The sequence below is a fragment of the Desulforhopalus sp. genome (genome assembly GCA_030247675.1).
Taxonomy (GTDB): domain Bacteria; phylum Desulfobacterota; class Desulfobulbia; order Desulfobulbales; family Desulfocapsaceae; genus Desulforhopalus_A.
In genome coordinates, this window is record JAOTRX010000005.1 from 85,369 (window position 1) to 109,107 (window position 23,739).

The following is a 23,739-nucleotide window of genomic DNA, read 5'->3' on the forward strand; positions in this document are numbered from 1 at the left end:
TTTCTTTTTGCCTACACTTTTTTCTTCATGACCGAATTCAAGATAAAGCCGAGTTGAGAAGTTTGTCTGCTCAAACGATACTTATACCCTTATGGCATAAAAGAGGATAATCACGAACTCTTTGTTTCTTCTCCCACTACAACTATGATCTCGATTGCCACCTTAGGCCCCGTTGGTTCAGATAGTCATCAGGCTGCAATCCAATTCTCTCCGGAAGCAGAATTGGTGCTTTTTACCCGTATTACCGATGTTCTCGCCGCCTTTACCGCAGGCAGGGTGAAGAACGCTTTCGTCCCTGTGTACAACACCCGAGAGGGAGAGGTAAAGGACTATTTCCGGTTGGTTGCCAAAATGGAGCACGGGTTCTGGGTAGACAATGTTGTCTTGCCTATTCATCTTTCTCTTGGTGTACTTTCCGACCATTCGGAATCAGGGGCAAAGATTACCACAATAGTCGGCAGAAGTTCAGTGTTTAGACAATGCACTGAATACATTGAGGCGCACTACCCCGATGCGATTCTTATGGCCGTTCATGATATTGAATCGGCAATGCAGGAAATTCGCGAAAAAGGTCAAACTGATTATGCGGTAATTGAGTCAGAGGAGATTATTCTACGCCATGAGTTCTCACTGATCGCCAGAGAGGTGGTAGCGTATAACCGCACGAGATTTGCCGTACTGGGACACAATTATGCACCTGTCACCGGTTATGATGCAACCGCAATAATTACCAAGCCGCTTCGTGACCGAGTGGGTTTGTTGGCAGACATTCTCGGGGAGTTTACCAGGCGAGGAATCAATATCCTTGACCTGCAGAGCGAAAACGATATTAAAACACAAAAATTGCTTATTTATGTTGAGGTTGAGGGGCATCTCCACGATCCTCTTCTCAAAAGTGCTCTGCATACCATTGAAACGTTAATCATTGAAGAAGAAGGCGCGTTAAAGGTTCTCGGTTCCTTTCCCAGAGTTGAAATGCGGGTAAAGCAAATCAAGTCCTTTGGCTTTATCGGCAGCGGCGAAATGAGCAAATGGTTTGCCGATCGCTTGCGAAATGAGGGTTACAAGACCTTCATTACCGGTCGCACCTCTCCCCTTACTCCAGAGGAGATGATCAGCAAGGTGGAAGTGGTTATTGTCTGCGTGCCAATTTCAGTAACATCCCAAACAATCAGGAAATACGGTCCATTACTGAAAGATGGTCAGGCGTTGATTATCCTAGCGGGTGAATCAGAAAACACCATAAAAGCATCATTGGAAGCAACCAGTCAAGGTGTTGAGGTGATGTTCGTTCACAATCTTTGGGGACCGCAAACACTGACCATGAAAGACAAAAACGCCGCAGTGGTCAGAACCCCTCGGAGTGGTTCTTTCTGTAGTGAATTTGAAGCATTCCTTTATAAGCACGGAGCAGACATCTACCACGACAGTGCGATAAAACACGATCTACTAATGGGGGTTGGGCAGAAACTCCCTACTACCATTTCTGTCGCTCTTGCAAAAACCTTACGGGAATTCAATATCAATTGTGATGATATTGGTAGCCACTCGACCTTGACTTCACTGTATGGAATACTGGCAATGGCCCGAACCCACAGTCAAAACCCGCGAACCTACGCTGAGATTATGGCAACAACCGGCGAAGGACGTAAAATAGTCAAGACCTTTGCCGCCAACATTATCTGTTTGATCGACCTTGCTGAACGGGGAGATATAGCGAAATTATCTGAAATAATGGAGGAAAACAAAAACTTTATGTCTCCAGCCTTCCTTCAACTGCGGATGAAACAAGCAAAGGCCGTTGATGAGGTGATGAGCAACCCCAATATGAAGGTCTGATTGAGCGGTTGTATTTTGACCGGTTGGAATTATAGTTGTTGCGTTGTCCAATTTACTAATCGTTGTCAATCCGTTTACGCAGACAACATGGAGATTTCTGTGTCGGGCGGTTTAAATTTTTAAAGGAGTGGCTGTATGTTTCATGATTTAAGTTTTCTTGATGAAGAAAAAATCTGTCCGCATTGCAAGACCTTATTGTCTTGTTGTGAAGCGCCGCCTATTCACGTCGGAGATGGCTTGGGTTGGGGTGCAGAGGTTATGTTTATCTGCCTGAATGATTCCTGCTCCCTTTTTCTCAAAGGATGGGAACAGATTGAAAGAAATTACGGACATCATGCCTCTTATCGATATATGGAGTTACCGGGAAGCCCGGAAGGCAATTTGATGATGGTCGGCAATGTCGATGCGTTTAAAGCTTGTGTTATTAACAAGGAAGTTTTGTTGGCGCAAAATGAAAGGTTTTATCGGGAGAAAGCCGCCGTTGAAGGATTGAAAACCTGCGTCGAGAAAAAGGACCTGCAGCCGGTATTGACGCTTCTCCTTGATGAGGCTGCGTCGAAAGATAACCGATTGGCCGCTCTAGACTATCTCCAAAAGCTCAATGATCTTGAGTGTATTGATCCCCTTAGAAATCATACATTCAGGGATCCGGCAACGGAATTTGCGGTCAAACAGATAATCGAAAAAGTATTGCAGGCAAACTTCAAAAAAGAGTGCCCTCATTGTCTCGAAATCATTAAGGCACAAGCCAAAAAATGCATGTTTTGCAAAGAAAACCTGTAAATATTTTGCCCTTGCAAAACATTTCTTGAACGAGTATAAAACACCTGCTTTTCACAGTGGCAATCCATTTATGTGGTGGGCGTAGCTCAATTGGTTAGAGCACCTGGTTGTGGCCCAGGAGGCCGTGGGTTCAAGTCCCATCGCTCACCCCACATATAAAACGACAAAAGGGCGGCAGAAATGCCGCCCTTTTGTCGTTTGTACTCAACATATTGACTTTGACGAGTGTACGGGAGTAGCTTTTTAGCGAAAGATCTCTTAGATTAAGTCCTCTCTCGAAAAAACCTTAAGCCCCTTTTCTTTTTAGCCAAAGAAACTACCTGTTATGACCGAATCTAAAAAGCTTGATCGACCAATACTTCAAACTTCTCTCGATCACCCTGCTCCTACTGATAGTGAGTGCTGCTCGGCACCCACCGAAGACCTCAGCTTTTCCATAGGTGAGGATATTCAACTCTATTGCAGGTTCTATTGTGCTGCCCCTGATGCGCCAACTATCGTCTATTTTTATGGATGGAACGAATCTTCCGATCTTTTAGACTTACTGGCGACATATTTCACTGCGTCCGGTATCAACGTTTTTCTCACCGCACGTAGAGGTTTCGGAAGAAGCGAAGGAACTGTTTCCCTCTCGACCTTGGTGAGCGATTCTGAACCACAATTCTCCCAGGCGATCGAATGGCTTCAAGCAAAGGGTTATTCAGGAGCAGTAGTGGTAATGGGCAGATCCCTTGGTGTCATCCCGGCGCTGGAGGTTGTACAAAATTCCCAAGCCATGATCAAGGCAATGATCCTTGAAAGTGCATTTTGCAGCATCATCCCTTTCCTTGACACAATTTGTCCACATCTTTCGGTGGATGGAATGCTTGAGGAGGATTGTCTTTCTACTTTAAAGAAAATCAGCAAGATAAAGATACCAACCATGATTTTCCATGGTTCGCGGGACGGGGTGGTGCCTGTCGCTCAGGCCGAGAAACTGCAGGCAGCCTCGGCGGCGAGAAATAAACAGTTTCTCATTATCCCGGGAGCTGAGCATAATACGGTTTGGCAGGTTGGTGGCAAGCTATATTTTCAAACGATCAAGGGATTTATAGACACTGTTTGTGGAATTAATACTTGGCGGCAACGACGGAAAAAACTTAAGGATACCCCAAGGGGGGAAGCTTCGTGAAGAGAAAGAATTACCTGTCTTGGGATGAATATTTCATGGCCGTCGCGCTTTTGTCCGCCCAGAGAAGCAAGGATCCAAATACTCAGGTTGGAGCATGTATTGCCAACGACCAGAACAAGATTGTCGGAGTTGGCTATAACGGTTTTCCCTGGGGCTGTTCCGATGACGAGTTACCCTGGGACAGACAAGGAAAATTTCTCGATACCAAATACCCCTATGTCTGCCATGCGGAACTCAATGCAGTGTTGAATTCTATTTCCACCGATCTCAGAAACTGCCGGATCTACGTAGGATTGTTTCCTTGTAATGAATGCACAAAGGTAATTATTCAATCGGGCATCAAGGAAATCATCTATCTGTCGGATAAATACAGCGAAACCGATCAGGTCAAGGCGGCGAAAATAATGTTGGACAAGTGCGCCCGTATTACCTACCGGCAACTGGAGACAAAGCTTGCGTCAGTCCTCGTGAACTTCGTACCGCCATTACCCTGAAATGTCGAGGCTGATGTTTTTGGGTTGCTATAAAACTTTAGAATCCCTTGCTTTTGATCTCAGTAATGTTACTTCACTCTCTTTATCAGGGGAATTATCTTTTTGGACCCCAGCTTATTCACCTCTTTTTCTCCAATAACCACAGCTTGTAAAAATCGCTCTTCTCCACCCATAGTGAAAATTTCCTGCCCGCTCATTTGCTCTGTGCGAAGGGTCCAGGTAATCTTTTGCAAAGGAATGGAAAGTATGGTGAGAGAAAGATGCCACCATTCGTCGGTTCTACTGTTGTCTCTCTCGATTTTGTTGACATAGGCATAAAAGAGCATGTGTGGCTCTTTGGCGGCTATAAGAACGATATCACCCACATCGGTGGTCTTCTTAAAGGTTATCAATCGTTTTAATTCTTCTACTAATTTTTGCATATTCTCCAAATGGTTTAAGGGTGAGCTGAAATAGTAGTGGTTACATCTACAACTACGTGTTCTGAGATTAGATAGCTGCGGAAGATGCTGGTGTCGTACATTTTCATTTCATCAAGGAGAGGACCGATGATCGCATCGTTTATTAATTTGATTTTCTGGGCCAACTGACGATCTTCCAGGGCGACAAGAGTTCCCATGATGCTGAGAAAATCTTTAAGAGTGTCTATTAGTTGTGGATTACTACTGAAGGCGATGAGATTATTCGGTTCGGCCAGTACTGTATCGTCTTCTTTTAATAAATCGCCTTGTAACGAAGAAGAGCCACTCTCATGCGCATCGATGACCTTATGCAACAAGGAGGCGCTGTTACCAAGAAAAAAGTGCTCGCCCAAAAATCCATAGAGGGGCAGCAGGCCGTCCTGAGGAGATTGCGGCGATTGCATATATACAACATTGCCATGCTGGACTGTTTTAACCACAATACTGTGGGTGTCAACGATATCTTGGATTGCCTTTTTAAGGCCGTCACTGTTGGTAACCGGAAGAAAAGCTAGTGCCAGGGGTACGCGCAAAGGACGGTCCTCTGAGCCAGGTTCGACAATGATGGCCATTTCCTCCCCTAATGTCTCCGGAATAGGGTCGAAGCTTTTTCCAACACCAGAAATCAACTGGCTGATGCTGCCTGTTGGACTTCCCGGTTGCTGTCGATCTTCGGAAATGCTGAACAACAAACTCTTTAAATTAAAAATATTTGTCCATAAGTACAGCATGGGATTTTCAGTAGTCAGAGAAAACCAGAAATGCTTCGGGGTTACTGGCTTGCGGAAGGAGGGCTGTTTTGTGAACTCATCTTTCTTATCATGATCGTAACGAAGAAGTATCCAGTCCTTTATGATTGACTGCTGATGTTTTGCTGCATACCCGAAATCTCTAAAAAATGTGGGCAAAAGGGATTCTTCTTTTAATAAGGAATTGCTGGAAAGGTCAAACTCAGCCAGAAGTTTCGGAAGATATTCTTTTAGATTATCAAATGGTAGGATCAACAAACGGTCCGCCTCAGGAAAGCGGGTTTTCAGGGTAAGGAACTCTTTATTGTTGGCAAAGGCCGGTTGCGCATCATCAAACACATCGATACATCGACGTAATTGTCTTTCGTTCATGGCAGAAAGATAAATGCGATCAATTCTCACCATGGAAAACGAATTGCCTTTATATTCAATTCTCTTGATATGGTGTTTCCCATATTGGACATTGGTTATAGTCGCCCCCTCTAATGCCCCTGGCAATAGAGAACCAAGCATCTCGAAGACACTCTCCGGATAGGACGGTTCGGCGACAACTACAGAATTTTCCAAGAAGAAATCCCTCCTTTCGTGAGGGGCTCTTGTATAATTAATGGGCGGTAATATGGCTAATGCAATCCTGTTGCCGAATAATTCCTTGAGAAAAGGATCGCTCTTTGCGGTAGTAATGATCTTAACAAGATTGTGCATGGTAACAATTGCACCTTCTCCGGCACCGATATCTTTAGCGACACCGGCAAAATCTATTGATTCAATTTTCTTACCAAGTGAAGATCCTGAAAAACTTACAAACGTATCAAAAAAATTTTCTTGTTCAAGATATACCAAAGCAACACTGGGAATGAATCTGGCCAGGTACTCTGGACGATCCGGTTGGATACGCAGCACCAGTGCATAAACAATCGCCAGCGATATGGTGGCAGCAATAGTAAAGATCTTGATCTTCACAGGACTCGTTCCGTGGCAGTAAAATGAAGTATCGCGGCTATTGATCCGTCCGGCAGAATTGCACCGCTTCGGAAACGTGGATTGATTGGATATTCGGCGATTGACACATATCAGCAATGGTTCTCGAAACCTTCAGAATACGATGGTATGCCCGCGCCGAAAGCCTTAACCTGGCGACACTTTTCTCCAGGATTTGCCCTGAAGGTTTGTCGAGAGAACAATGCTTCTCCATTAGTTTACTATTCATTTGGCTATTGCAATATACCCCTGGATTGTCGGCGAATCTTTTTACTTGAAGCGCCCGGGTCTGGTCAACTCGAGCTTTGATATCTATTGAAGCTTCTCCTTTGACAGAGCAGTTCATTTCCCGGTAGTCAAGACCTGCCACCTCAAGATGCATATCAATCCGGTCCATCAATGGACCGGATATCTTTCCAGTATAGCGTTTTATATCATTTTCATTGCAGTTACAGCTATTGCGGCTGTCACCGAGAAAACCACAGGGGCATGGGTTCATGGCGGCAATCAAGGTGAAGCGTGCCGGAAAGGTCAAGGTCATGTTTGCCCTGGCAATTGTGACTTCACCGTCTTCTAGAGGCTGACGCAATACCTCTAAAACATGCTTCTTAAATTCGGGTAATTCATCGAGAAAAAGAACTCCATTGTGGGCAAGGGAGACCTCTCCCGGCTGTGGAGTGCTCCCGCCACCAACAAGACCTGCATCGGAGATGGTATGGTGAGGAGACCGAAATGGACGAGTTGTGAATATCGCGCTGCGCTCGGAATTGTTACCGGCAACGCTATAGATTTTTGTGGTTTCGATAATTTCTGCTGGAGTCATTGGGGGCAGGATTGTCGAAAATCGTCTCGCCAGCATGGTTTTTCCGGAGCCCGGCGGCCCCTTTAATAAGATGTTGTGGCCGCCAGAAGCGGCAACCTCAAGAGCCCGCTTGACATGTTGCTGACCTTTAATATCTGAGAAGTCTACATGATAGGCAGTGGTATTCGGAAGTGCCCAAAGGTCTGTACGGCAAAGAGGTTCGGCAGTTTCCATGCCTGCCAGGAATTCGACCGCCTGGGGTAAAGAGGTGACGGGAATAATATCAATTCCTTCTGGAGCAATGAGTGCCTCTTCCTTGTTCTCTTGAGGAATTAGGATACCACGGCATCCTTGCTCTCTTGCGGCAAGAATCATCGGCAAGATACCATTGACCCGGTGGACGCAGCCATCAAGAGACAACTCGCCAACCACGCAATAATTACCGGCGCGTTGCCTGATTAAGGTTTCCGTCGCTTCGAGGATACCTAAGGCTATTGGCAGATCAAAGCCGGCACCCTCTTTTTTGATATCAGCCGGTGCAAGATTGACTGTTATTCGTTTGTTGGGAAATTGATAACCACAGTTTTTTATTGCAGCTTTAACCCGATCCTTGCTTTCCCGAACAGAACTGTCTGGAAGACCCACCGTCGAAAAGGTTGGAAGACCTTGGGCAACATCAACTTCGACCTGGATTAACCAGCCATGAATTCCAAGAACCGAACAGCTGGTAACAATTGCAAGCATAGCAAGATGCGCCCTTAAAGTAGTTTAGACATCGTTACAAAAGAATCCGGCCACGTGTTCCCATTTTGTTACGGCTCTTTTCGCGGGTTTAGGCGTTACTTTAATATTCAGCTTCCAGTACCGGATTATTAATGCAACGCATCGTTTTACTTATATAATTTTTGCATTTCCGGTGAATAATCACCGTCTTTTTTTTGGTAAATATAGAACGGAGGACAAATCTTAGCGCCATCACCACCGTTTTTAGTGCACTCTATAAGAACCAGCCGAGCATTGCCATCCTTCTGCGGATAGCTGTAGATAAATTGCAGCCGTTTAACTGTAAGTTGAAATTTTTCAAGACTCGCAACAAATGTTCCTGTTTGCGTCGCTGGATATATAAAATAAACCGAACCTTTGTTCCTCACTGCTTGACTTGCAGCGAGTAGAAAGTCATCAAGGGATGCAAGAATCTGATGACGCGCAAGACAGGCTTCCGGATTAGAGCTTTGCCGACCCGATCCATGAGGGAAAAATGGGGGATTACAAATAATTGTATCAAATGTTTTATTATGAAGGAGTCGAAGAATGTCTTTTATGTCTCCTTCAACGATGCGGCCAGTGGATGTAAAACCATTTATTTCCAAATTTTTTCTGGCGAGACTCACCAGGCTTTTTTGTAGTTCGATTCCAACGATTTCCTCGATCAAGGGACCCCATCGGTATAAAAGGAGCAGAATAATAATTCCACACCCGGCACCCATCTCAAGGATTCGCTCTCTTTCTCTGACTCTGACAAAATGGGCGAGCAACACCGCATCCACCGAAAATCGGTAACCGGCGGTTGTTTGAAGGCATTGCAAATCACCATCAAAGAGGCTGTCTCTCGAAATCCCTTCATCCGCAATAAATTGGCCGTTATTCATCGCCACTTTAAATTACTTCGAAATGAAAAGGAATGGAGCAAGGAAGCAGGCATGCCCAATCCGTTGTTTTTAATTTCAACAACTATAACCCAGTTGAAATGTAAATCAAACTTCCCTTATAAAGATTGCCCAAGAAAAGGGGAACAAATCATTTGAGGGATTATTCTTTGTAACCAGCTTGAATAAAAAAAGAAAAACAGGATGGGTTTTGAAAGTTATCTTGAGGCAAAAAGAGATGACTATTGGGGGGGAAAGTATTAAGTTTGCCAAAGATTTAGCGTTCGCCTGCAACTGCGCACATAGAAAAAATCTCATTTAGGGAAGGAGATCAGGATGTTTGATATTTTTATTAAAACCCACTTTGCCGGGGCCCATCATCTCCGAGACTATCCCGGAGACTGCGAAAAACCGCATGGTCATAATTGGAAAGTAGAGGTTACTGTCCGCGCCACCGCTCTTGATCAGTACGGAATGGGCATTGATTTTAAGGTATTAAAAAAGATTGTCGGCGCTGCTATTGCTAAGCTTGATCATCAAGACCTGAACACCCTCCCCTACTTCCAGGACAAAAATCCCTCCTCGGAGCATATTTCTCGCTTTATCTATGATGAGGTTATGCCTCAGCTGGCAGATGATCGGTACCATCTCCTTAGTGTCACCGTCTATGAAACCGACACTCAAGGCCTGACCTATTATGGGAATCAAGACTGATTTATTTGACGACAAGATGCAAACACTACAAAACATTCGTTTAGGTATTATTGGCTTGGGGTATGTCGGATTGCCCCTTGCAGTTGAATTTGGCAAAAAATATCCGACCCTTGGTTTTGACTTGAATCGTACTCGAATCGAAGAGCTCCGCTTAGGTAAGGATAGCACCCTTGAAGTCTCCGATGAGGAATTAAAGAGTTCGCAATTCTTGAACTTTACATCCAATTCAGGGGAAATTGGTGAGTGTAACATATTCATAGTTGCTGTTCCGACACCGATCGATGCCGCCAAACGCCCCGACTTTGGTCCCCTTGAAGGTGCGTCACGGACGGTGGCAGCTGCTCTAAAGCCTCGGGATATCGTAGTCTTTGAATCAACTGTATACCCAGGTGCAACCGAAGAAGTCTGCGTGCCGCTCCTTGAAAAGGGCTCGGGTCTTAAATACAACAGCGATTTTTTTTGTGGTTATAGCCCAGAGCGTATCAATCCTGGGGATAAGTTACACCGTCTGCCGTCAATCGTTAAAATAACCTCCGGCTCAACCCCGGAGACTGCGCGGATGGTAGACGAACTGTATAAATCAATCATTACTGCCGGTACCTTCCCGGCGAGCAGTATAAAGGTTGCGGAGGCGGCAAAGGTTATCGAAAATACCCAGCGCGATGTGAATATTGCATTGATTAATGAACTGGCGCTTATCTTTGATAAACTTGATATCAATACCAGCGAGGTGCTTGCCGCGGCCGGCACGAAATGGAACTTCCTGCCCTTCCGGCCGGGTCTGGTCGGAGGACATTGTATCGGTGTTGATCCGTACTATTTAACCCATAAGGCGCAAGAGCTTGGTTACCATCCCAATATGATCCTTGCCGGCCGACGGCTCAATGACGATATGGGCCATTATATTGCTGCAACCGTCATTAAAAAAATGGTGCGCAAGGGCATAGATACTGCCGCTTCGCGGATCTTGGTGATGGGTCTCACCTTCAAGGAAAATTGTCCCGACCTGCGAAATACAAGAGTCATTGATATTATCACTGAATTTAAAGAGTATGGTATCGCCGTTGATGTCTATGACCCGTGGGCAAATCCAGACGAAGCTGAAAAGGCATATGGCATCATGCCGGTTCAAGAACTTCGGCAGAACACCTATAGCGCAGTAGTTATCGCTGTGGCACACAGGCAGTTTGCTCAGTTTACCATTGCCGATCTTCGCGGATTTTGCCGCGAAAAATCAGTTATTTATGATGTGAAAAGTCTGTATCCCCATGATCAGGTTGACGGTTGTCTTTAACGGATTTAAGCAGTAAAGGTTCTTTATGTCGAAAAGTGTTCCTGTTGAAAAGGCCATTGGGATGGTACTTCCCCATGATATTACCGAGATCGTCAAAGGTGAGAAAAAGGGCGCTGCCTTCAAGAAAGGCCATATTATTCGCCAGGAAGATATTGCCCACCTGAAACGTTTGGGGAAGGATAATATCTTCGTTCTCACTCTAGCTGCCTCTGACATTCATGAAAATGAGGCAGCCTCCATTCTCGCTCGCGCGCTTGCGGGTAGAGGCGTTGAATACACCGACACACCAGACGAAGGGAAAATCGCCCTTAAAGCGGCGATTGATGGTCTGCTGCGTATTAACAAGCTATCGCTTCTGCATTTGAACATGCTGGGCGAGGTGATGTGCGCAACCCTGCACGACCACACCCCTGTGAAAAAGGGTGAGACGGTCGCTGCGACACGCCTCATTCCGCTCATCACCACCCGAAAGCTCATGGCCGAGGCGGAAAAGATTGCCTTATCCGGCCCACCGATTGTTGAAGTGCTTCCCCTTCGCAAGGCGAAAATCGGCTTAGTTATCACCGGTAACGAGGTATTTTACGGCAGAATTACCGATCGTTTTGAGGAAGTACTGCGCGAAAAGGCGCAGGCACTCGGCTCTGAAATTTTAGTGGTACGATTTGCCCCGGACGACAAAGAGATTATTGCTCAAGAACTCAAGTATTGTATTGATCAAGGGGCTGACCTGCTTGTCACCAGCGGCGGAATGTCCGTAGATCCAGATGATGTTACCCGGGAGGGAATAAGCCTTGCGGGGGCAGCCGATGCAGCATATGGAACTCCTTTGCTTCCCGGGGCGATGTTTCTCAGCGGAACTATCGACAATCGGCCTGTTTTAGGAATCCCTGCTTGCGGGATGTTCCATAAAATCACAGTGCTTGACCTGGTCCTGCCTAGAATTTTGTGCGGCGAAAAAATCGGCAGACGTGAACTTGCCGAGATGGGGCATGGTGGTCTGTGCCGCAATTGCCCGACTTGCCAATACCCAATTTGTAACTTTGGCAAATAGCATCTTACTTCGTTCTCTACCTCTTGTGCGTTTTGAGAAGATTTTCCGCGACAAGCGCAGCCTTTTCAGAAGCACCTGCGCTGCCGAGCTTTTCTCGAACCTCACGAAGCGCGGCCTGCATTCGTTGCCGTTTCTCCGGTTGAAAAAGGAGGGCTGACAGTTCTTCAGCTATTTTGTGAGGAGTCACTCCATCCTGCAGAAGTTCAGGTACGGCAGTATAGCCGGCGATCAGATTAACAAGAGAAAAATGTTCGAGTTTAACCAGCAGCTTACCAAGGTAATAGGTAAGCGGTGCGAGCCTATAAGTAACAATCATCGGTACTTCCAGGATGGCCAGTTCAAGGGTGACGGTTCCGGATGCGGCGACGACCGCAGTACAGGCCGCCATCATGCTGTACCTTTCATCGCTGATGACACGAATATCGAGATACTTCCTCGCTTCAAGGATCCCCGCCTCTTCAAGATCCTTGCTGGTGATAGTGGAGGCTTGGGGAACCAGAAATACAAGCTTCTCAGGGGATGCGTCCTGGATAATTTTCGCTGCTTCGAGAAAATCCGGCAGCAGCGAATACACTTCCCGTTTCCGGCTGCCCGGTAGCAGACCGATACATATGGCATCTAAAGGGATGCCGTGCTGTTCACAAAAGTGTTGTCTATCGATGGAAGAATGGACCGTATCAAGAAGAGGATGACCGACGTATTCCGCGTTTACCCCGCGTTTTCGATAGAACTCTTCCTCGAAAGGCAGAATAACACCGATTTTATCTACCCGTTCGCGGATGGTTTTGACTCGGCCCGACCGCCAGGCCCAAACCTGTGGGCTGATATAATAGAAAACAGGAATGCCAAGTTTTTTAGCCTGTTTGGCAAGCAAAAGGTTGAAGTCTGGCAGATCAATAAGGATAAGCAGATCAGGACGGTGGGTTACCAGTCTTCGGCGAAGCGTTTTCTGGGCCAGAATAATATCTTTGAGATGAGCAAAGACCTCAAAGATACCAACTACCGACACCTTACCCGCGTCATAGAGGATATTTACCCCGAGGGATAAAAGCTCAGTCCCTCCCATTCCGCAGGCCTCGATATCCGGTACTCTCACCCGCAATGCACGAATGAGATTTGCGCCATGGAGATCACCGGAGGCCTCTCCGGTAACAATCATGATATGGGCGGTCATACCCTGTTTCCGTCCAAGACCTTTTTGTATAATTCCAGGCTATGCAGCGCTTTGATTTGATCCATGACCTGTAAGGCCACTTCCAGGGCCCGTCTCCCTTCCACACCGGATACTGCAGGTTTTGTGCGGTTTTGGACATGCTCCACAAAGGAGATGATCTCGCTTTTTAATGCATCCCCGTCGGAGAATTTCTGCAGTTTAACAATCTGTTTGGGCATGCCGTTTTCACGGAGTTCTTCGGAGAGCTCAATAGTCATGACCCGTTTATTGCCGAAATCGACATTTATATAGGACCCCGGCTGAAAAATACGCATTTTTCGAACGTTTGTTCTAGAAATCCTGCTTACCGTGACATTCGCGGTGGCCCCGTTTTCAAACATCAATCGGGCATTGGCAATGTCGGTATTGGCTGTGACAACAGGAGCACCAACGGTATGAATGGTCTTAAGTGGTGATTTGACAATATTAAGAATGATATCGATGTCATGAATCATCAAATCAAGAACCACGTCGACATCGACACCTCTGTTTTTAAAGGTGGCAATTCGATTGCTTTCTATAAAAACCGGGGTGGTGAGAAAGGGTTCCATGGCCTGTACTGCTGGGTTGAACCGCTCAAGATGGCCTATCTGTAAGAGTAAGTTGCGGGCCTCCGCTTTAGCGATGAGTTCGTCCGCTTCCGCCAAGGTAACGGTCATTGGCTTTTCCAGGAGGACATCGAGGCCATGATCAAGGCATTCCCCTGCTACCAGATGATGATAGGAGGTGGGGACGACAATAGAAACAGCATCAACAAGAGGCACCAACTTCTTGTAATCATGAAAGTATTGACACTTGCACTCTTCAGCAACTTTTTCACCTTGCTGGACACTTACATCCGCCACGCCGATCAGGTTTACATTTTTCAAGGCAGCATACTTCTGCGCATGAAAACGACCTAAATAGCCTACTCCAATTACCCCAACTCGTATATTCTTCATGCCTGTTGTGTGAAATGAAATTAATGACGGAATCCCCCGACGGGCGGAGAACAGAAGTGCGTATTGACAACGTATACCGCAAGGGCATACGTTTCGTTTGAGCAGGCTAGCTGCTCAACTCAGCTTAATCCAGGCATATGAGTGCCGTTACAATGACTTACAACAATTCATAGCGGAAAGAGCGAGCATATCCTCCGGGGAAATGATATTAGTCTTTTACTGTGTATTTTGCAAAATCTAAAGTGAAAGCCTGTTGCCGGAGTACCCCTCTCATCCAAATCATCATGTCAAAGTACTTACAATATTTGTATTTTTTCGGTCGCCCCTTTGGCCTTTGTTATGGATTGGCAATGCGAATCAGGGAGAAGCTCTATCAAAAGGGCATCTTGCATCAATATTCTCTACCGGTTCCGGTAATTTCCGTTGGCAACCTGGTAATGGGCGGTACCGGCAAGACGCCAACTGTTCGTTATCTGGCGAATCTTCTTGTGCTGCAGGGGTATCAGCCGGCAATAATCAGCCGGGGATATAGAGGAAAGGCAAAACAACGTGTTAACGTGGTTTCCGATCGCAAGACAATTTTTCTCTCACCGGAACTTGCTGGTGATGAACCATATATGCTTGCCGAGTCCTTACCCGGAGTTCCAGTTCTCACCGGAACCCGTCGCATTTACCCCTGCCTGCATGCCATAGAAAATTTTCAGGCTGACGTTCTTCTCCTGGACGATGGATTTCAGCACCTGGCAGTACAACGCGACATTGACATCGTTTTGTTTGATGGAACCAGTCTTGCCGGCAACCAAAGGGTATTTCCCGGCGGAACTTTAAGGGAACCTGTATCCGCCCTGGGGCGCTGCGATGCCTTTCTTCTTACTGGAATACGAGAACAGAACAAAGACAATGCCAGAAAGTTTGCTGCATTCTTAACCGCCAAATTTCCAGAAAAAACTGTCTTTTATGCCACAACAAGCAAGTTGTCCATCCAATGTCCGGATAAACACATTTCTTCCGGAGCTGTCCCGGAAGAACCAATTTTCGCCTTTTGCGGCATTGCCAATCCGTACCGATTTGAAGAGTCACTGAAGAACATCGGCATTCGCCTCAATGGTTTTTTGGCTCTGCCCGATCATGTCAACTACACCCAAGAAACAATGGTAGATATTTGTGAAAAAGCTTTGGCATCAGGAGCAAAGCGGCTGGTCACTACCAAAAAAGATTTTGTCAAACTACAAAAGATAAACTCGCAATTAGTTTGCTATGTTACAGAAATTGAATTTCACGGAGACGCTGACTTTGATCTCTTTGTCATAAATGCTGTTAAGACATCTGAAAAAGAAAAGACTCGGCTGGATGACTTGCGGGTGCAGTAGATATTTGTGGCAAGATTACCGACCTTTCACCATACAGTGTTTTTTTTCACACAGATCTCATTCGTTTCTTACGGAGCAGAATTACTGTTATCGCCCCGTTTTTAAAGACTATATTCAGAATTGACTGGAGGATTCGCCGCGGCACGTAAATTGCAAAAGGCATCAAAATGTAATTTACCTCAAAGGACTCAATATGTCGCTGCCCATCGATCCATTTCAGTATACCTTGCGAAGCCCGGTCAGTTGTTGTGGGGTTGGCTTGCACTCCGGAAGAACAGTTAATCTCTCAATCAAACCGGCGCCGGTCAATAACGGTATCCGCTTTTTTCGGACCGATATGCCAAGTGATACCCACATTCAGGCGCACCTGGATAAAGTAGTGGATACACAGCTGGCGACTACCCTCGGCAATGAATTCTTCCAGGTCTCTACTACTGAACACTTGTTGGCCGCGTTTCAGGGTTTTGGAATCGACAACGCTGATGTGGAATTGGATTCTACCGAGGTTCCGATTATGGATGGCAGCGCCGCACCATTTTTCCAACTTCTCAAGATAACTGGAAAAATGAGGCAAAATGAGCTTAGAAAGATTATACGAATAACCAATTCGATTACGTATAGGGATGCCGAAAAATATCTGACGATTTCCCCGCATAACGGTTTCAAGGTGACCGGTGAAATCTGTTTTGACGATACCCTGATCAAGGAACAACGATACACCTTCGATCTATCCGCCGATCGTTTTAATGACGAGATCGCCAGTGCCAGGACATTTGGGTATGTCGAACAGGTCGAAGAACTGTGGGCCAACGGGTTAGCCTTAGGCGGTACCTTGGAGAATGTTATCGCCATTCACTGGGATCGAAAATCGGTTCTTAATGAGGACGGCCTGCGCTACCATGATGAGTTTATCAGGCACAAGGTCTTGGATCTCGTGGGCGACCTGGCGCTCCTGGGGTATCCGGTGCTTGGCCATGTTGAAACTTACAAGGCAGGTCACGCCCAACATCTTGGACTCATGCAGGCCATTGCCGCTTCTCCTGAATGTTGGGAGATCGTCGAAATGAAGGAAAGAGGTTCTTATACAGTACTTGACAGAGTCGCGGCAGAGTCAAAGGCCGCAACTAAAATTCTTGCGCCGTTCTTTACCTACAAACCGGCTCCCTTTGCCGTCACCTGACACGAGCCCTGAAAAATAACTGCAAACACAAAGTGCTGCCGGCAGATGTAAATCAGTAGCGGTTACTCCCCTATTATTTTCACGAGAACCCGTTTTCTTCTCTTGCCATCAAATTCACCGTAAAATATCTGTTCCCATGTGCCAAAATGTAGTTTTCCAGCGGTGACGGCGACAACTACCTCCCTGCCCATGACCTGTCTTTTTAGGTGCGCATCGGCATTATCTTCGTATCCATTGTGAGAATACTGATCAACCGGGAGATGCGGTGCAAGTTTTTCCAACCATGTTTCAAAATCATTATGCAATCCGGATTCGTCATCATTGATAAATACAGATGCTGTTATGTGCATAGCGTTGCACAGGAGCAGGCCCTCTTTAATGCCGCTTTCCGTAAGACATTTTTCAACATCCTGGGTTATATTGATAAATGCCCTTCGGCTCGGCACCTCGAAATGGAGCTCCTTGAAATATGACTTCATAAACCATATACTCTTTTCAGGTAAGATGTGGAGAGAATTGCAGGATGATGTACGATCCTGCCTAAAATGTCAGGAAATTTACTAAAGATTGCAAACTGTTGTTGTGCATTAGGGTAAGCGCACAGCGCTTTGCTTCAGCTAATAATTTGATGGAGAAGGATTTTTATGGCGATATTAGAGGGCCTTTTATGGCTGACGCTGAATGTTTACCATGAGGCAAGATCGGAGCCTCAGGTCGCTCAGGTGGCCGTTGCCTTGGTGACAATGAACCGGGCGGCAGAGAAAAACCTGCAGATTAAAGAGGTCATTCAGCAACCTCGGCAATTCAGTTGGACCTCAAAGAAAGACTCCTATTTCCCCGATGATCCAAAGGCCTTTCTGCAATGTATGCAATCAGTGTATCTTGCCCTGCAAACCCAAGATTTTACTCAAGGCGCAACCCACTACCATCTCGATTCCGTCGAACCCTCATGGACTGCCGAATACACCTTCCTCGACCAATACGGCTCGCACAAATTCTACAAATAGCGGTAATACCACCGCGAAAGGTGCGAGGGTATTACCGAATTCTTGCCTTCCTTTAGATCTGACTTGCCTTTTGCAGGGCGTTTCGCATTTGTAGCAGTCTTTCTTCAGCCATCTTGATCGAAACTGGATACACTAAGGTTCGCTCAAGAATGGCTGCCGATTGGGGTAGAGCCTGAGGGTCATAGACGATCTTTTTCTTGCCGCCCGGTTCAGTGAAGGGATGACCGGATCGGGTTATTGTCTTGCCACCCAGCAAATGCTCCCATTGTGGATAATAGTGCCAGGTGTTTTCCGAGAAATTGACTGCGCCGAGGCCATCTTTTCGTAAAGAGGCATTTACCCGCAGGCAGTGTTCTCGGTCCTGGAGAATGAAGGCGAGGTGGGTGGCAGAATCCCCCTGCGGGTCAATGAGTTGCCGAAACGACACGCCGGGAATGCAGGCTGCAGCTTCCTTGAGGATTGTCTTGTTTTTTTTTTGGGCTACGACCATGGAATCAAGTTTTGCCAGTTGGGCAAGGCCCATTGCCCCCTGCAGTTCCATCATTCGGTAGTTGGAGCCGATAAAGCGCCGCCCTTCCCCACCCCGGCCACCGGGATTGACCTGATGGTCATGGCCGTGATCGTGGTATTCAGACATCGATCGCCAAAGCTCGGCATCATCGGTAATGATCATTCCGCCCTCGCCAGTGGTCATGGTTTTTACTGAGTCAAAGGAGAAGGTACCGCATTTTCCAAAGGTGCCAAGGTGTTTGCCGTTAATCCGAGCCCCGGCAGCCTGCGCGGTATCCTCAAGCACTGGAATACTGTGCTGTGCGGCTATGGCGACAATCTCGGCAATTCGGGCCTGAGCCCCGAGCATATGAACGGGGATAATGCACTTTGTCTTCGGGGTGATTTTCTTTTGCAGGTCTTGTGGATCCATATTGAGGGTGGCATCAACCTCAGTAAAGACCGGCGTTGCCCCAACTTCAAGAATCGCCTCCCAGGTTGCCACAAAGGTAAAACCTTGGGTTATGACTTCGTCACCCGGCCCAACACCCAAGGCGGAAAGTGCAACTTTCAGAGCACTGGTGCCTGAGGTAACCGCCTGAGCATGTCCAGCCCCGCAGTATTGAGCAAAATTTTCTTCGAACTGGCGAACCTTGAAAACACCCTTTCGTTGATCGATAAATTCATAGCGAAAAAGGACGCCTGTCGCCAGGACATCCATGATTTCTTTTCTTTCCTCTTCCCCGAATATTTCAAATCCTGGCATAATTTACTCCATTAATTCTGATCTATTGCAAACATTATAAAGACAATTTCAGGCCTGAAAAGCTTTTCAGCGAAAGGGCAAACTGCCTCAATTATTCCTTGCCTGGATAGAGCCTGGCGTTATCGATGAGGCGAACCTTTCCGCCAATTTTGACAGCAATCGCCAGTACACTGCTCCGTCCGACCACCGCCTCCGGCTGTAGAGTATGATCATTTATCACAACCGCATATTCAAGCTTCCCCCCAGCTTCAGCGACGAGTTTGACGGTCGCCTCGACAAGTGTATCGGCCGCTATCGGTTGTGGAGATTGTGCCACCAGTTGCTGCGCCATTTTTATTGACTTAGATAAACAAAGAGCTTGCCCGCGCATCTCGCCCTGTAAGTATTTATTGCGCGAGCTCAAGGCCAGCCCATCTGGTTCGCGAACAATTGGTCCACCAATGATCTTCACGGGGAAATTGAGGTCGCGCACCATCTGCCTGATAATTGCCAGTTGTTGAAAATCCTTTTCTCCAAAGACAGCTATATCCGGTGCGGTCATGTGAAATAGTTTACTGACCACGGTGGCAACACCATCAAAATGTCCGGGCCTATCTGCTCCGCACATGCCTTTTGCCAGATTGAGAACGCTGACTGTAGTCTGGAACCCTTCAAGATAAACGTCCTTTGCCTCAGGACAAAAGACCACATCAACCCCTTCCTTTGCAGCAAGAACACAATCAGCCTGCAACTGCCTTGGATAGGCGCCAAAATCTTCATTTGGTCCAAACTGCATGGGGTTAACAAAGATACTGACGACAACCTTGTCGGCATTCTGGGATGCTATCCGCATGAGAGAGAGGTGTCCCTCATGTAAACAACCCATGGTTGGGACAAGAGCAACTTTCTGTCCCTGTTGTTTCCAGGACATAACCTGGTTATACATTGCCGCAGGTGATTCTATTTTGTCCATTGCGTACCTATGCAATTAGAGGCGGGCCTTTAGCCGGGCCACCTTACCTTCAATTTGTTCCTTTGACTGTGCCTTAGAAGAATCTTCACCGAGACTTAAGAGGAAATTATTATATACTGCAATGGCCTTTTCAATGTTGCCTTGCACTTCTTCCAGCCGACCCATGCTCGTGTAGCCAATATGCTCGTATCCCTTGAGACCTTTTAGGATATCATATTCTTTTGCCGCCTCAGGGTATTTCTTCTCTGCCTCATAAGCCTGAGCAACACTCAACAAAACCAGGGGGTAAAGGGGATTTTTTTTGTCAATCTCCGCCAGGATCTTCCGATATTTTTCGCCGGCATCGGCAAAGGCCCCTTTTTGCATTTCAAGATGGGCAAGTTCGACCTTCGCCCAGAGTGCCGACGATGTGCTGCCATAGTCATTTGCTACCTTGAGCAGGGCATCTGCCTGAATATCTTTACCTTGTTGCAAGGCCTTAGAAAGAGCAGTCGCTGCCTCCTCTCTGATTTTTTCCTTGTAGGAACTATAAAGTGAGGTGAACACGATAGTTGCAACGATGATAGCAATGGCCACTTGGATGATTCGCAAGTTGCCGCGAATAAAGCGGATGACCTTTGGAGGAAGGTTGAAATGTTCCAACAATCCCTCAACTTTATCGAACGTGGTTTCGGCAGTAAGACGTTTATTGAACGCACTTTCACTGGCCATATGCTTCCTCCTCGGAACGGATGAGTTATTTTATGAATAAATGACAGGACATAGACCGTGCAATATAATATATACCCGTATGTCTGTCCATGCGTAATCGGAGAGTTTCGCGGTGCTACCAATTCCTTTCGTGCAGGTGATGAATACCTTGAATACCGAGACCATTTTCACTGTCAGCCAGCTTACCGCATCTATTAAAGAAATCCTCGAAAACCAATACCGGTTTATACGAATTTGCGGTGAGGTTTCGAACCTGAAGACGCCCTTTTCCGGTCACTGCTACTTTACATTGAAAGATTCAGGTGCACAGATCAGGGCTGTGCTTTTTAAACAGCAAAAACGGTTTGTTGACCTTGCATTGCAGGACGGCCAACAGGTCGTGGTGTTCGGGAGAATTTCGCTGTATGAGCCGCGCGGTGAATATCAGATTGTCGCTGACAGTATCGAGCTCTACGGCATCGGCAAATTATTGCGAGAATTTGAGCAACTCAAGCGAAAACTTGCCGAAAAAGGCTATTTTGCCGCTGAATCGAAAAAGGCGATTCCCCCCTACCCCGCAAAAATAGTTGTTATTACCTCCCCTACAGGGGCTGCTATCCATGATTTTTTAAAGATTGTCAACAATAGAAGATCACCGATTCATATTCAGATCCTACCCGTGAAGGTTCAGGGGGCAAGCGCGGCAGGAGAGATTGCCCGTGCCATTGACCTTGCACAAGGAATTACCGATACCGACATCATTGTCCTGTGCCGTGGCGGAGGTTCTATTGAAGATCTATGGGCTTTCAATGAGGAGATTGTTGCCGAGGCAATCCACCGGTCAAGCATTCCGGTAGTGACCGGTATTGGCCATGAGGTTGATTTCACCATTGCCGACTTCTGTGCTGATTTCCGCTGCCCCACTCCTACCGGAGCTGCCGAAAAATTAGTTCCTAATGCTGAAATGCTTCGCAACCATCTTAGGTCCGTGCACACCAGCCTGCGGCTTCGCTTCGAGCGGAAAATATACTTTCTTGACCAGCAGCTCTTGCACCATAAAAAAATGCTGGGCGATATGAAAAATGTCTTTTCCGGCCTGGAATTTCGTCTGCATCTCGGTAAAGCTCATCTGATGCAGGCGGCACAGGAATTTCTTCAGGAAAAAGAGAATGCATGTCGGATAGTTACAAGGCGCCTACAGCAAGAAATGCCTGCCAATAGAATTCTCCTGCAGGAGCAGCACGTTTCTTTTTTGGCCAGCCAATTAAAAATTCTCATGCAGCGCGCAATCGAGCGAAAACAGGCATCACTTGCCGAACAGGCAGGTCATTTAAATGGCTTGAGCCCGCTGGGAACCTTGGCCCGGGGATATGCAATTGCACGTAAAAAAGAGTCGGGAGATGCAACCTGGCGAGTAGTTTCGCGAGCAAGGGACACCCGGGTTGGCGAAGAACTCAACGTTCTCTTACAGGAAGGGCAATTGGACTGCGTGGTTACCAGGAAGAGCGAGTAGGAGGCAACTCTTTGTAGCGGAGCAAATAATATCGAACTGCACTCGTTGCAGAAACCACTGGAAGAGGATCCGAAACGAGTGCGATGGCATTTACAGAAGCTCGAGGCCGGAGAAAAAATAGCCGATTTCAAAGGCAGCGGTTTCCGGTGCATCTGAACCGTGGGTGGCGTTTTCACCGAGCGACTTGCCAAACTCCCGGCGCAGTGTCCCTTCTGCCGCCTGGGCCGGATTGGTTGCTCCCATAAGATCTCGCCATTTCAGAATGGCATTTTCTGCCTCGAGAACCATGGCGATGCAGGGCCCACTGGACATGAACTCGGTTAATTCACCAAAGAATGGTCGGTCTTTATGTACATAATAAAAACCTTCTGCCTCAACCTTGCTCAGATACAGCTTTTTAAGCCCGACAATGGTGAAACCAGCTTGATAAATGCGGCTGATGATCTTGCCGCTGTTGCCATCGGCAAACGCATTGGGCTTGATAATTGCAAATGTTCGTTCCATATGGAATTCTCCTTCAATGTTGATAAATGATGTTTTTATTTCCTCAGCTACAAGCGGGAAAGCATTTGCTGGGTTTTGGTACTGTACACCCAGCTCAACCTGATATTTAAGCAGCCAACAACCTCAATCCGATCAATAAAAGTAAAAATATCGATACGCCAACCATCACAAGACGATTGGTTTTCTTGATATCTTCCGGGACCGGTTCACGGATGCCATCGCCAAGATACGGTTTTTCGACGATTTTACCGAAATAAGAAGATGGCCCACCAAGTCGAAGGCCAAGTGCACCGGCGGCAGCTGCCTCGGTATGGCCGGCATTGGGGCTCGAATGACGTAACCTGTCACGCCGGAAAATCCTGGCTGCACCCCTGTAATCCAATTTTAAAAAAATTGCAGCCATTATCACACAGAGACCACTGATTCGGGCCGGCAGGAAATTTAATATATCGTCCAGTTTTGCCGCACACCTGCCAAATTGCAGATACTTCTCATTTTTATAACCGATCATTGAATCCATGGTGTTAGCGGCCTTATAAAGAAAGGCTCCTATAACTGAACAACTAAGTGGGCTCATACCGAAAATGGGAGCGGCAAAGCTTGCAAGAACCGCGAAAAAGAGTGGCGCGGTGATTCCATCGACCATATTCTCGGCAACCGTCTCAATACAGGCCTTGGTGATCTGTGGCTGGCTGAGATCTTTGGTGTCTCGCCCGACAATTCTACCGACAGCCTCTCTAGCTTTTTCAAGGGAACCGCTTGGTTGGAGTTGTTCATATACTGCATCACTGTGGCGCAGCAGGTCGCGGATGGCGATGCTTGTATAGAGAAGAATTATGGCAATCGCGGTTCCAAAAACCGGATGCAATGCAGTCGCACCAAGCATCAACAAAAAAACGATGCCGCCGGTACCAGCGACCACCAGCAATACAGTTATAAAGCCAGCAACATAAAGGTTTGAAAACACCAACCGGGTGCTTTTTTCGGCCCAAATACACAACCGGCCGATGCCACGAACCGGATGGGGTAACCAAGGGGGATCTCCAAACAGAAGATCAAGGAGTATTGCTAAGAACAACTGTCCAATATAACTCATAGTATTCCAATAAAATCCGGCTAAGGGCGTCCT

At 46.8% G+C, this 23,739-nt stretch carries 23 protein-coding genes and 1 tRNA gene; 12 read left to right on the top strand and 12 right to left on the bottom strand.

The features are described 5' to 3' along the window. Window positions 1-144: 144 nt before the first annotated feature. The 5 genes from OEL83_11870 (at window position 145) to OEL83_11890 (ending at window position 4,287) form a co-directional block, all read left to right on the top strand. Window positions 145-1,839: a prephenate dehydrogenase/arogenate dehydrogenase family protein gene (locus tag OEL83_11870; GenBank protein MDK9707736.1), complete on the top strand. Its 1,695-nt coding sequence runs from the start codon at window positions 145-147 to the stop codon at window positions 1,837-1,839. A gap of 135 nt (window positions 1,840-1,974) precedes the next feature. Continuing rightward, window positions 1,975-2,622 (top strand): zinc ribbon domain-containing protein, encoded by a 648-nt coding sequence (locus OEL83_11875; protein MDK9707737.1) that lies wholly within the window; start codon window positions 1,975-1,977, stop codon window positions 2,620-2,622. A 75-nt stretch (window positions 2,623-2,697) separates the two neighbouring features. Then, window positions 2,698-2,774, top strand: a tRNA-His gene (locus OEL83_11880). A 173-nt stretch (window positions 2,775-2,947) separates the two neighbouring features. Next, the gene (locus OEL83_11885; protein MDK9707738.1) at window positions 2,948-3,793 is read left to right on the top strand and encodes a lysophospholipase; all 846 of its coding nucleotides are present in this window, start codon (window positions 2,948-2,950) and stop codon (window positions 3,791-3,793) included. After that, window positions 3,790-4,287 (top strand): dCMP deaminase family protein, encoded by a 498-nt coding sequence (locus OEL83_11890; GenBank protein MDK9707739.1) that lies wholly within the window; start codon window positions 3,790-3,792, stop codon window positions 4,285-4,287. The genes OEL83_11885 and OEL83_11890 overlap by 4 nt, the downstream gene beginning before the upstream one ends. 68 nt (window positions 4,288-4,355) lie before the next feature. Here OEL83_11890 and OEL83_11895 read toward each other — a convergent pair whose 3' ends face one another. From OEL83_11895 to OEL83_11910, 4 genes are all read right to left on the bottom strand, one after another. Beyond that, a complete protein-coding gene (locus OEL83_11895; GenBank protein MDK9707740.1) occupies window positions 4,356-4,709 on the bottom strand; it encodes a hypothetical protein in 354 nt (117 codons plus the stop codon). Window positions 4,710-4,723: 14 nt separating this feature from the next. Then, a complete protein-coding gene (locus OEL83_11900) occupies window positions 4,724-6,460 on the bottom strand; it encodes a hypothetical protein (GenBank protein ID MDK9707741.1) in 1,737 nt (578 codons plus the stop codon). 37 nt (window positions 6,461-6,497) lie between these two features. After that, window positions 6,498-8,024, bottom strand: a complete 1,527-nt coding sequence (locus tag OEL83_11905) for a YifB family Mg chelatase-like AAA ATPase (GenBank protein MDK9707742.1) — start codon at window positions 8,022-8,024, stop codon at window positions 6,498-6,500. 146 nt (window positions 8,025-8,170) lie between these two features. Continuing rightward, complete coding sequence (locus tag OEL83_11910) at window positions 8,171-8,929, bottom strand: methyltransferase (protein MDK9707743.1); 759 nt, start codon at window positions 8,927-8,929, stop codon at window positions 8,171-8,173. A gap of 333 nt (window positions 8,930-9,262) precedes the next feature. Between OEL83_11910 and queD the strand changes: the two genes are divergently transcribed. From queD to OEL83_11925, 3 genes are read left to right on the top strand one after another with little or no spacing between them, the layout of a single operon-like run. Further along, on the top strand, window positions 9,263-9,640 hold the full coding sequence (gene queD / locus OEL83_11915) for a 6-carboxytetrahydropterin synthase QueD (protein MDK9707744.1): 378 nt from the start codon (window positions 9,263-9,265) through the stop codon (window positions 9,638-9,640). A 16-nt stretch (window positions 9,641-9,656) separates the two neighbouring features. Next, window positions 9,657-10,934 (top strand): Vi polysaccharide biosynthesis UDP-N-acetylglucosamine C-6 dehydrogenase TviB, encoded by a 1,278-nt coding sequence (gene tviB, locus OEL83_11920; protein MDK9707745.1) that lies wholly within the window; start codon window positions 9,657-9,659, stop codon window positions 10,932-10,934. A gap of 25 nt (window positions 10,935-10,959) precedes the next feature. Beyond that, window positions 10,960-11,985 (top strand): molybdopterin-binding protein, encoded by a 1,026-nt coding sequence (locus OEL83_11925; protein ID MDK9707746.1) that lies wholly within the window; start codon window positions 10,960-10,962, stop codon window positions 11,983-11,985. Window positions 11,986-12,001: 16 nt separating this feature from the next. Here the strand turns inward: OEL83_11925 and lpxB are convergent, their stop codons facing one another. Both lpxB and OEL83_11935 read right to left on the bottom strand, forming a co-directional pair. Continuing rightward, window positions 12,002-13,159: a lipid-A-disaccharide synthase gene (lpxB, locus tag OEL83_11930; protein MDK9707747.1), complete on the bottom strand. Its 1,158-nt coding sequence runs from the start codon at window positions 13,157-13,159 to the stop codon at window positions 12,002-12,004. After that, on the bottom strand, window positions 13,156-14,139 hold the full coding sequence (locus OEL83_11935; GenBank protein ID MDK9707748.1) for a Gfo/Idh/MocA family oxidoreductase: 984 nt from the start codon (window positions 14,137-14,139) through the stop codon (window positions 13,156-13,158). The genes lpxB and OEL83_11935 overlap by 4 nt, the downstream gene beginning before the upstream one ends. A gap of 284 nt (window positions 14,140-14,423) precedes the next feature. On the opposite strand from OEL83_11935, the gene lpxK reads away from it, so the two are divergent. Together lpxK and lpxC are read left to right on the top strand one after the other, a co-directional pair. Further along, a complete protein-coding gene (gene lpxK / locus OEL83_11940; GenBank protein ID MDK9707749.1) occupies window positions 14,424-15,509 on the top strand; it encodes a tetraacyldisaccharide 4'-kinase in 1,086 nt (361 codons plus the stop codon). Window positions 15,510-15,702: 193 nt separating this feature from the next. Next, entirely contained in the window at window positions 15,703-16,689 is a 987-nt protein-coding gene (gene lpxC, locus OEL83_11945; GenBank protein MDK9707750.1) for a UDP-3-O-acyl-N-acetylglucosamine deacetylase, read from the top strand. A 62-nt stretch (window positions 16,690-16,751) separates the two neighbouring features. On the opposite strand, the gene OEL83_11950 is transcribed toward lpxC, so the two are convergent. Further along, the gene (locus tag OEL83_11950) at window positions 16,752-17,168 is read right to left on the bottom strand and encodes a secondary thiamine-phosphate synthase enzyme YjbQ (GenBank protein MDK9707751.1); all 417 of its coding nucleotides are present in this window, start codon (window positions 17,166-17,168) and stop codon (window positions 16,752-16,754) included. 165 nt (window positions 17,169-17,333) lie between these two features. Between OEL83_11950 and OEL83_11955 the strand changes: the two genes are divergently transcribed. Beyond that, window positions 17,334-17,696: a cell wall hydrolase gene (locus OEL83_11955; GenBank protein MDK9707752.1), complete on the top strand. Its 363-nt coding sequence runs from the start codon at window positions 17,334-17,336 to the stop codon at window positions 17,694-17,696. 52 nt (window positions 17,697-17,748) lie between these two features. On the opposite strand, the gene OEL83_11960 is transcribed toward OEL83_11955, so the two are convergent. The 3 genes from OEL83_11960 to OEL83_11970 form a co-directional block, all read right to left on the bottom strand. Further along, window positions 17,749-18,951: a DegT/DnrJ/EryC1/StrS family aminotransferase gene (locus tag OEL83_11960; protein MDK9707753.1), complete on the bottom strand. Its 1,203-nt coding sequence runs from the start codon at window positions 18,949-18,951 to the stop codon at window positions 17,749-17,751. Window positions 18,952-19,042: 91 nt separating this feature from the next. Then, on the bottom strand, window positions 19,043-19,903 hold the full coding sequence (gene panC / locus OEL83_11965; GenBank protein ID MDK9707754.1) for a pantoate--beta-alanine ligase: 861 nt from the start codon (window positions 19,901-19,903) through the stop codon (window positions 19,043-19,045). A 15-nt stretch (window positions 19,904-19,918) separates the two neighbouring features. Continuing rightward, entirely contained in the window at window positions 19,919-20,614 is a 696-nt protein-coding gene (locus OEL83_11970) for a tetratricopeptide repeat protein (protein ID MDK9707755.1), read from the bottom strand. A gap of 112 nt (window positions 20,615-20,726) precedes the next feature. On the opposite strand from OEL83_11970, the gene xseA reads away from it, so the two are divergent. Beyond that, window positions 20,727-22,106 carry an exodeoxyribonuclease VII large subunit gene (xseA, locus tag OEL83_11975; GenBank protein MDK9707756.1) on the top strand — a complete coding sequence of 460 codons (1,380 nt, stop codon included), beginning with the start codon at window positions 20,727-20,729 and terminating at the stop codon, window positions 22,104-22,106. A gap of 90 nt (window positions 22,107-22,196) precedes the next feature. Here xseA and ndk read toward each other — a convergent pair whose 3' ends face one another. After that, on the bottom strand, window positions 22,197-22,610 hold the full coding sequence (gene ndk, locus OEL83_11980) for a nucleoside-diphosphate kinase (protein ID MDK9707757.1): 414 nt from the start codon (window positions 22,608-22,610) through the stop codon (window positions 22,197-22,199). Between the two features lie 106 nt (window positions 22,611-22,716). Then, window positions 22,717-23,706, bottom strand: coding sequence for an adenosylcobinamide-phosphate synthase CbiB (gene cbiB, locus OEL83_11985; GenBank protein ID MDK9707758.1), 990 nt, complete (start codon window positions 23,704-23,706; stop codon window positions 22,717-22,719). Window positions 23,707-23,739: the final 33 nt, after the last annotated feature.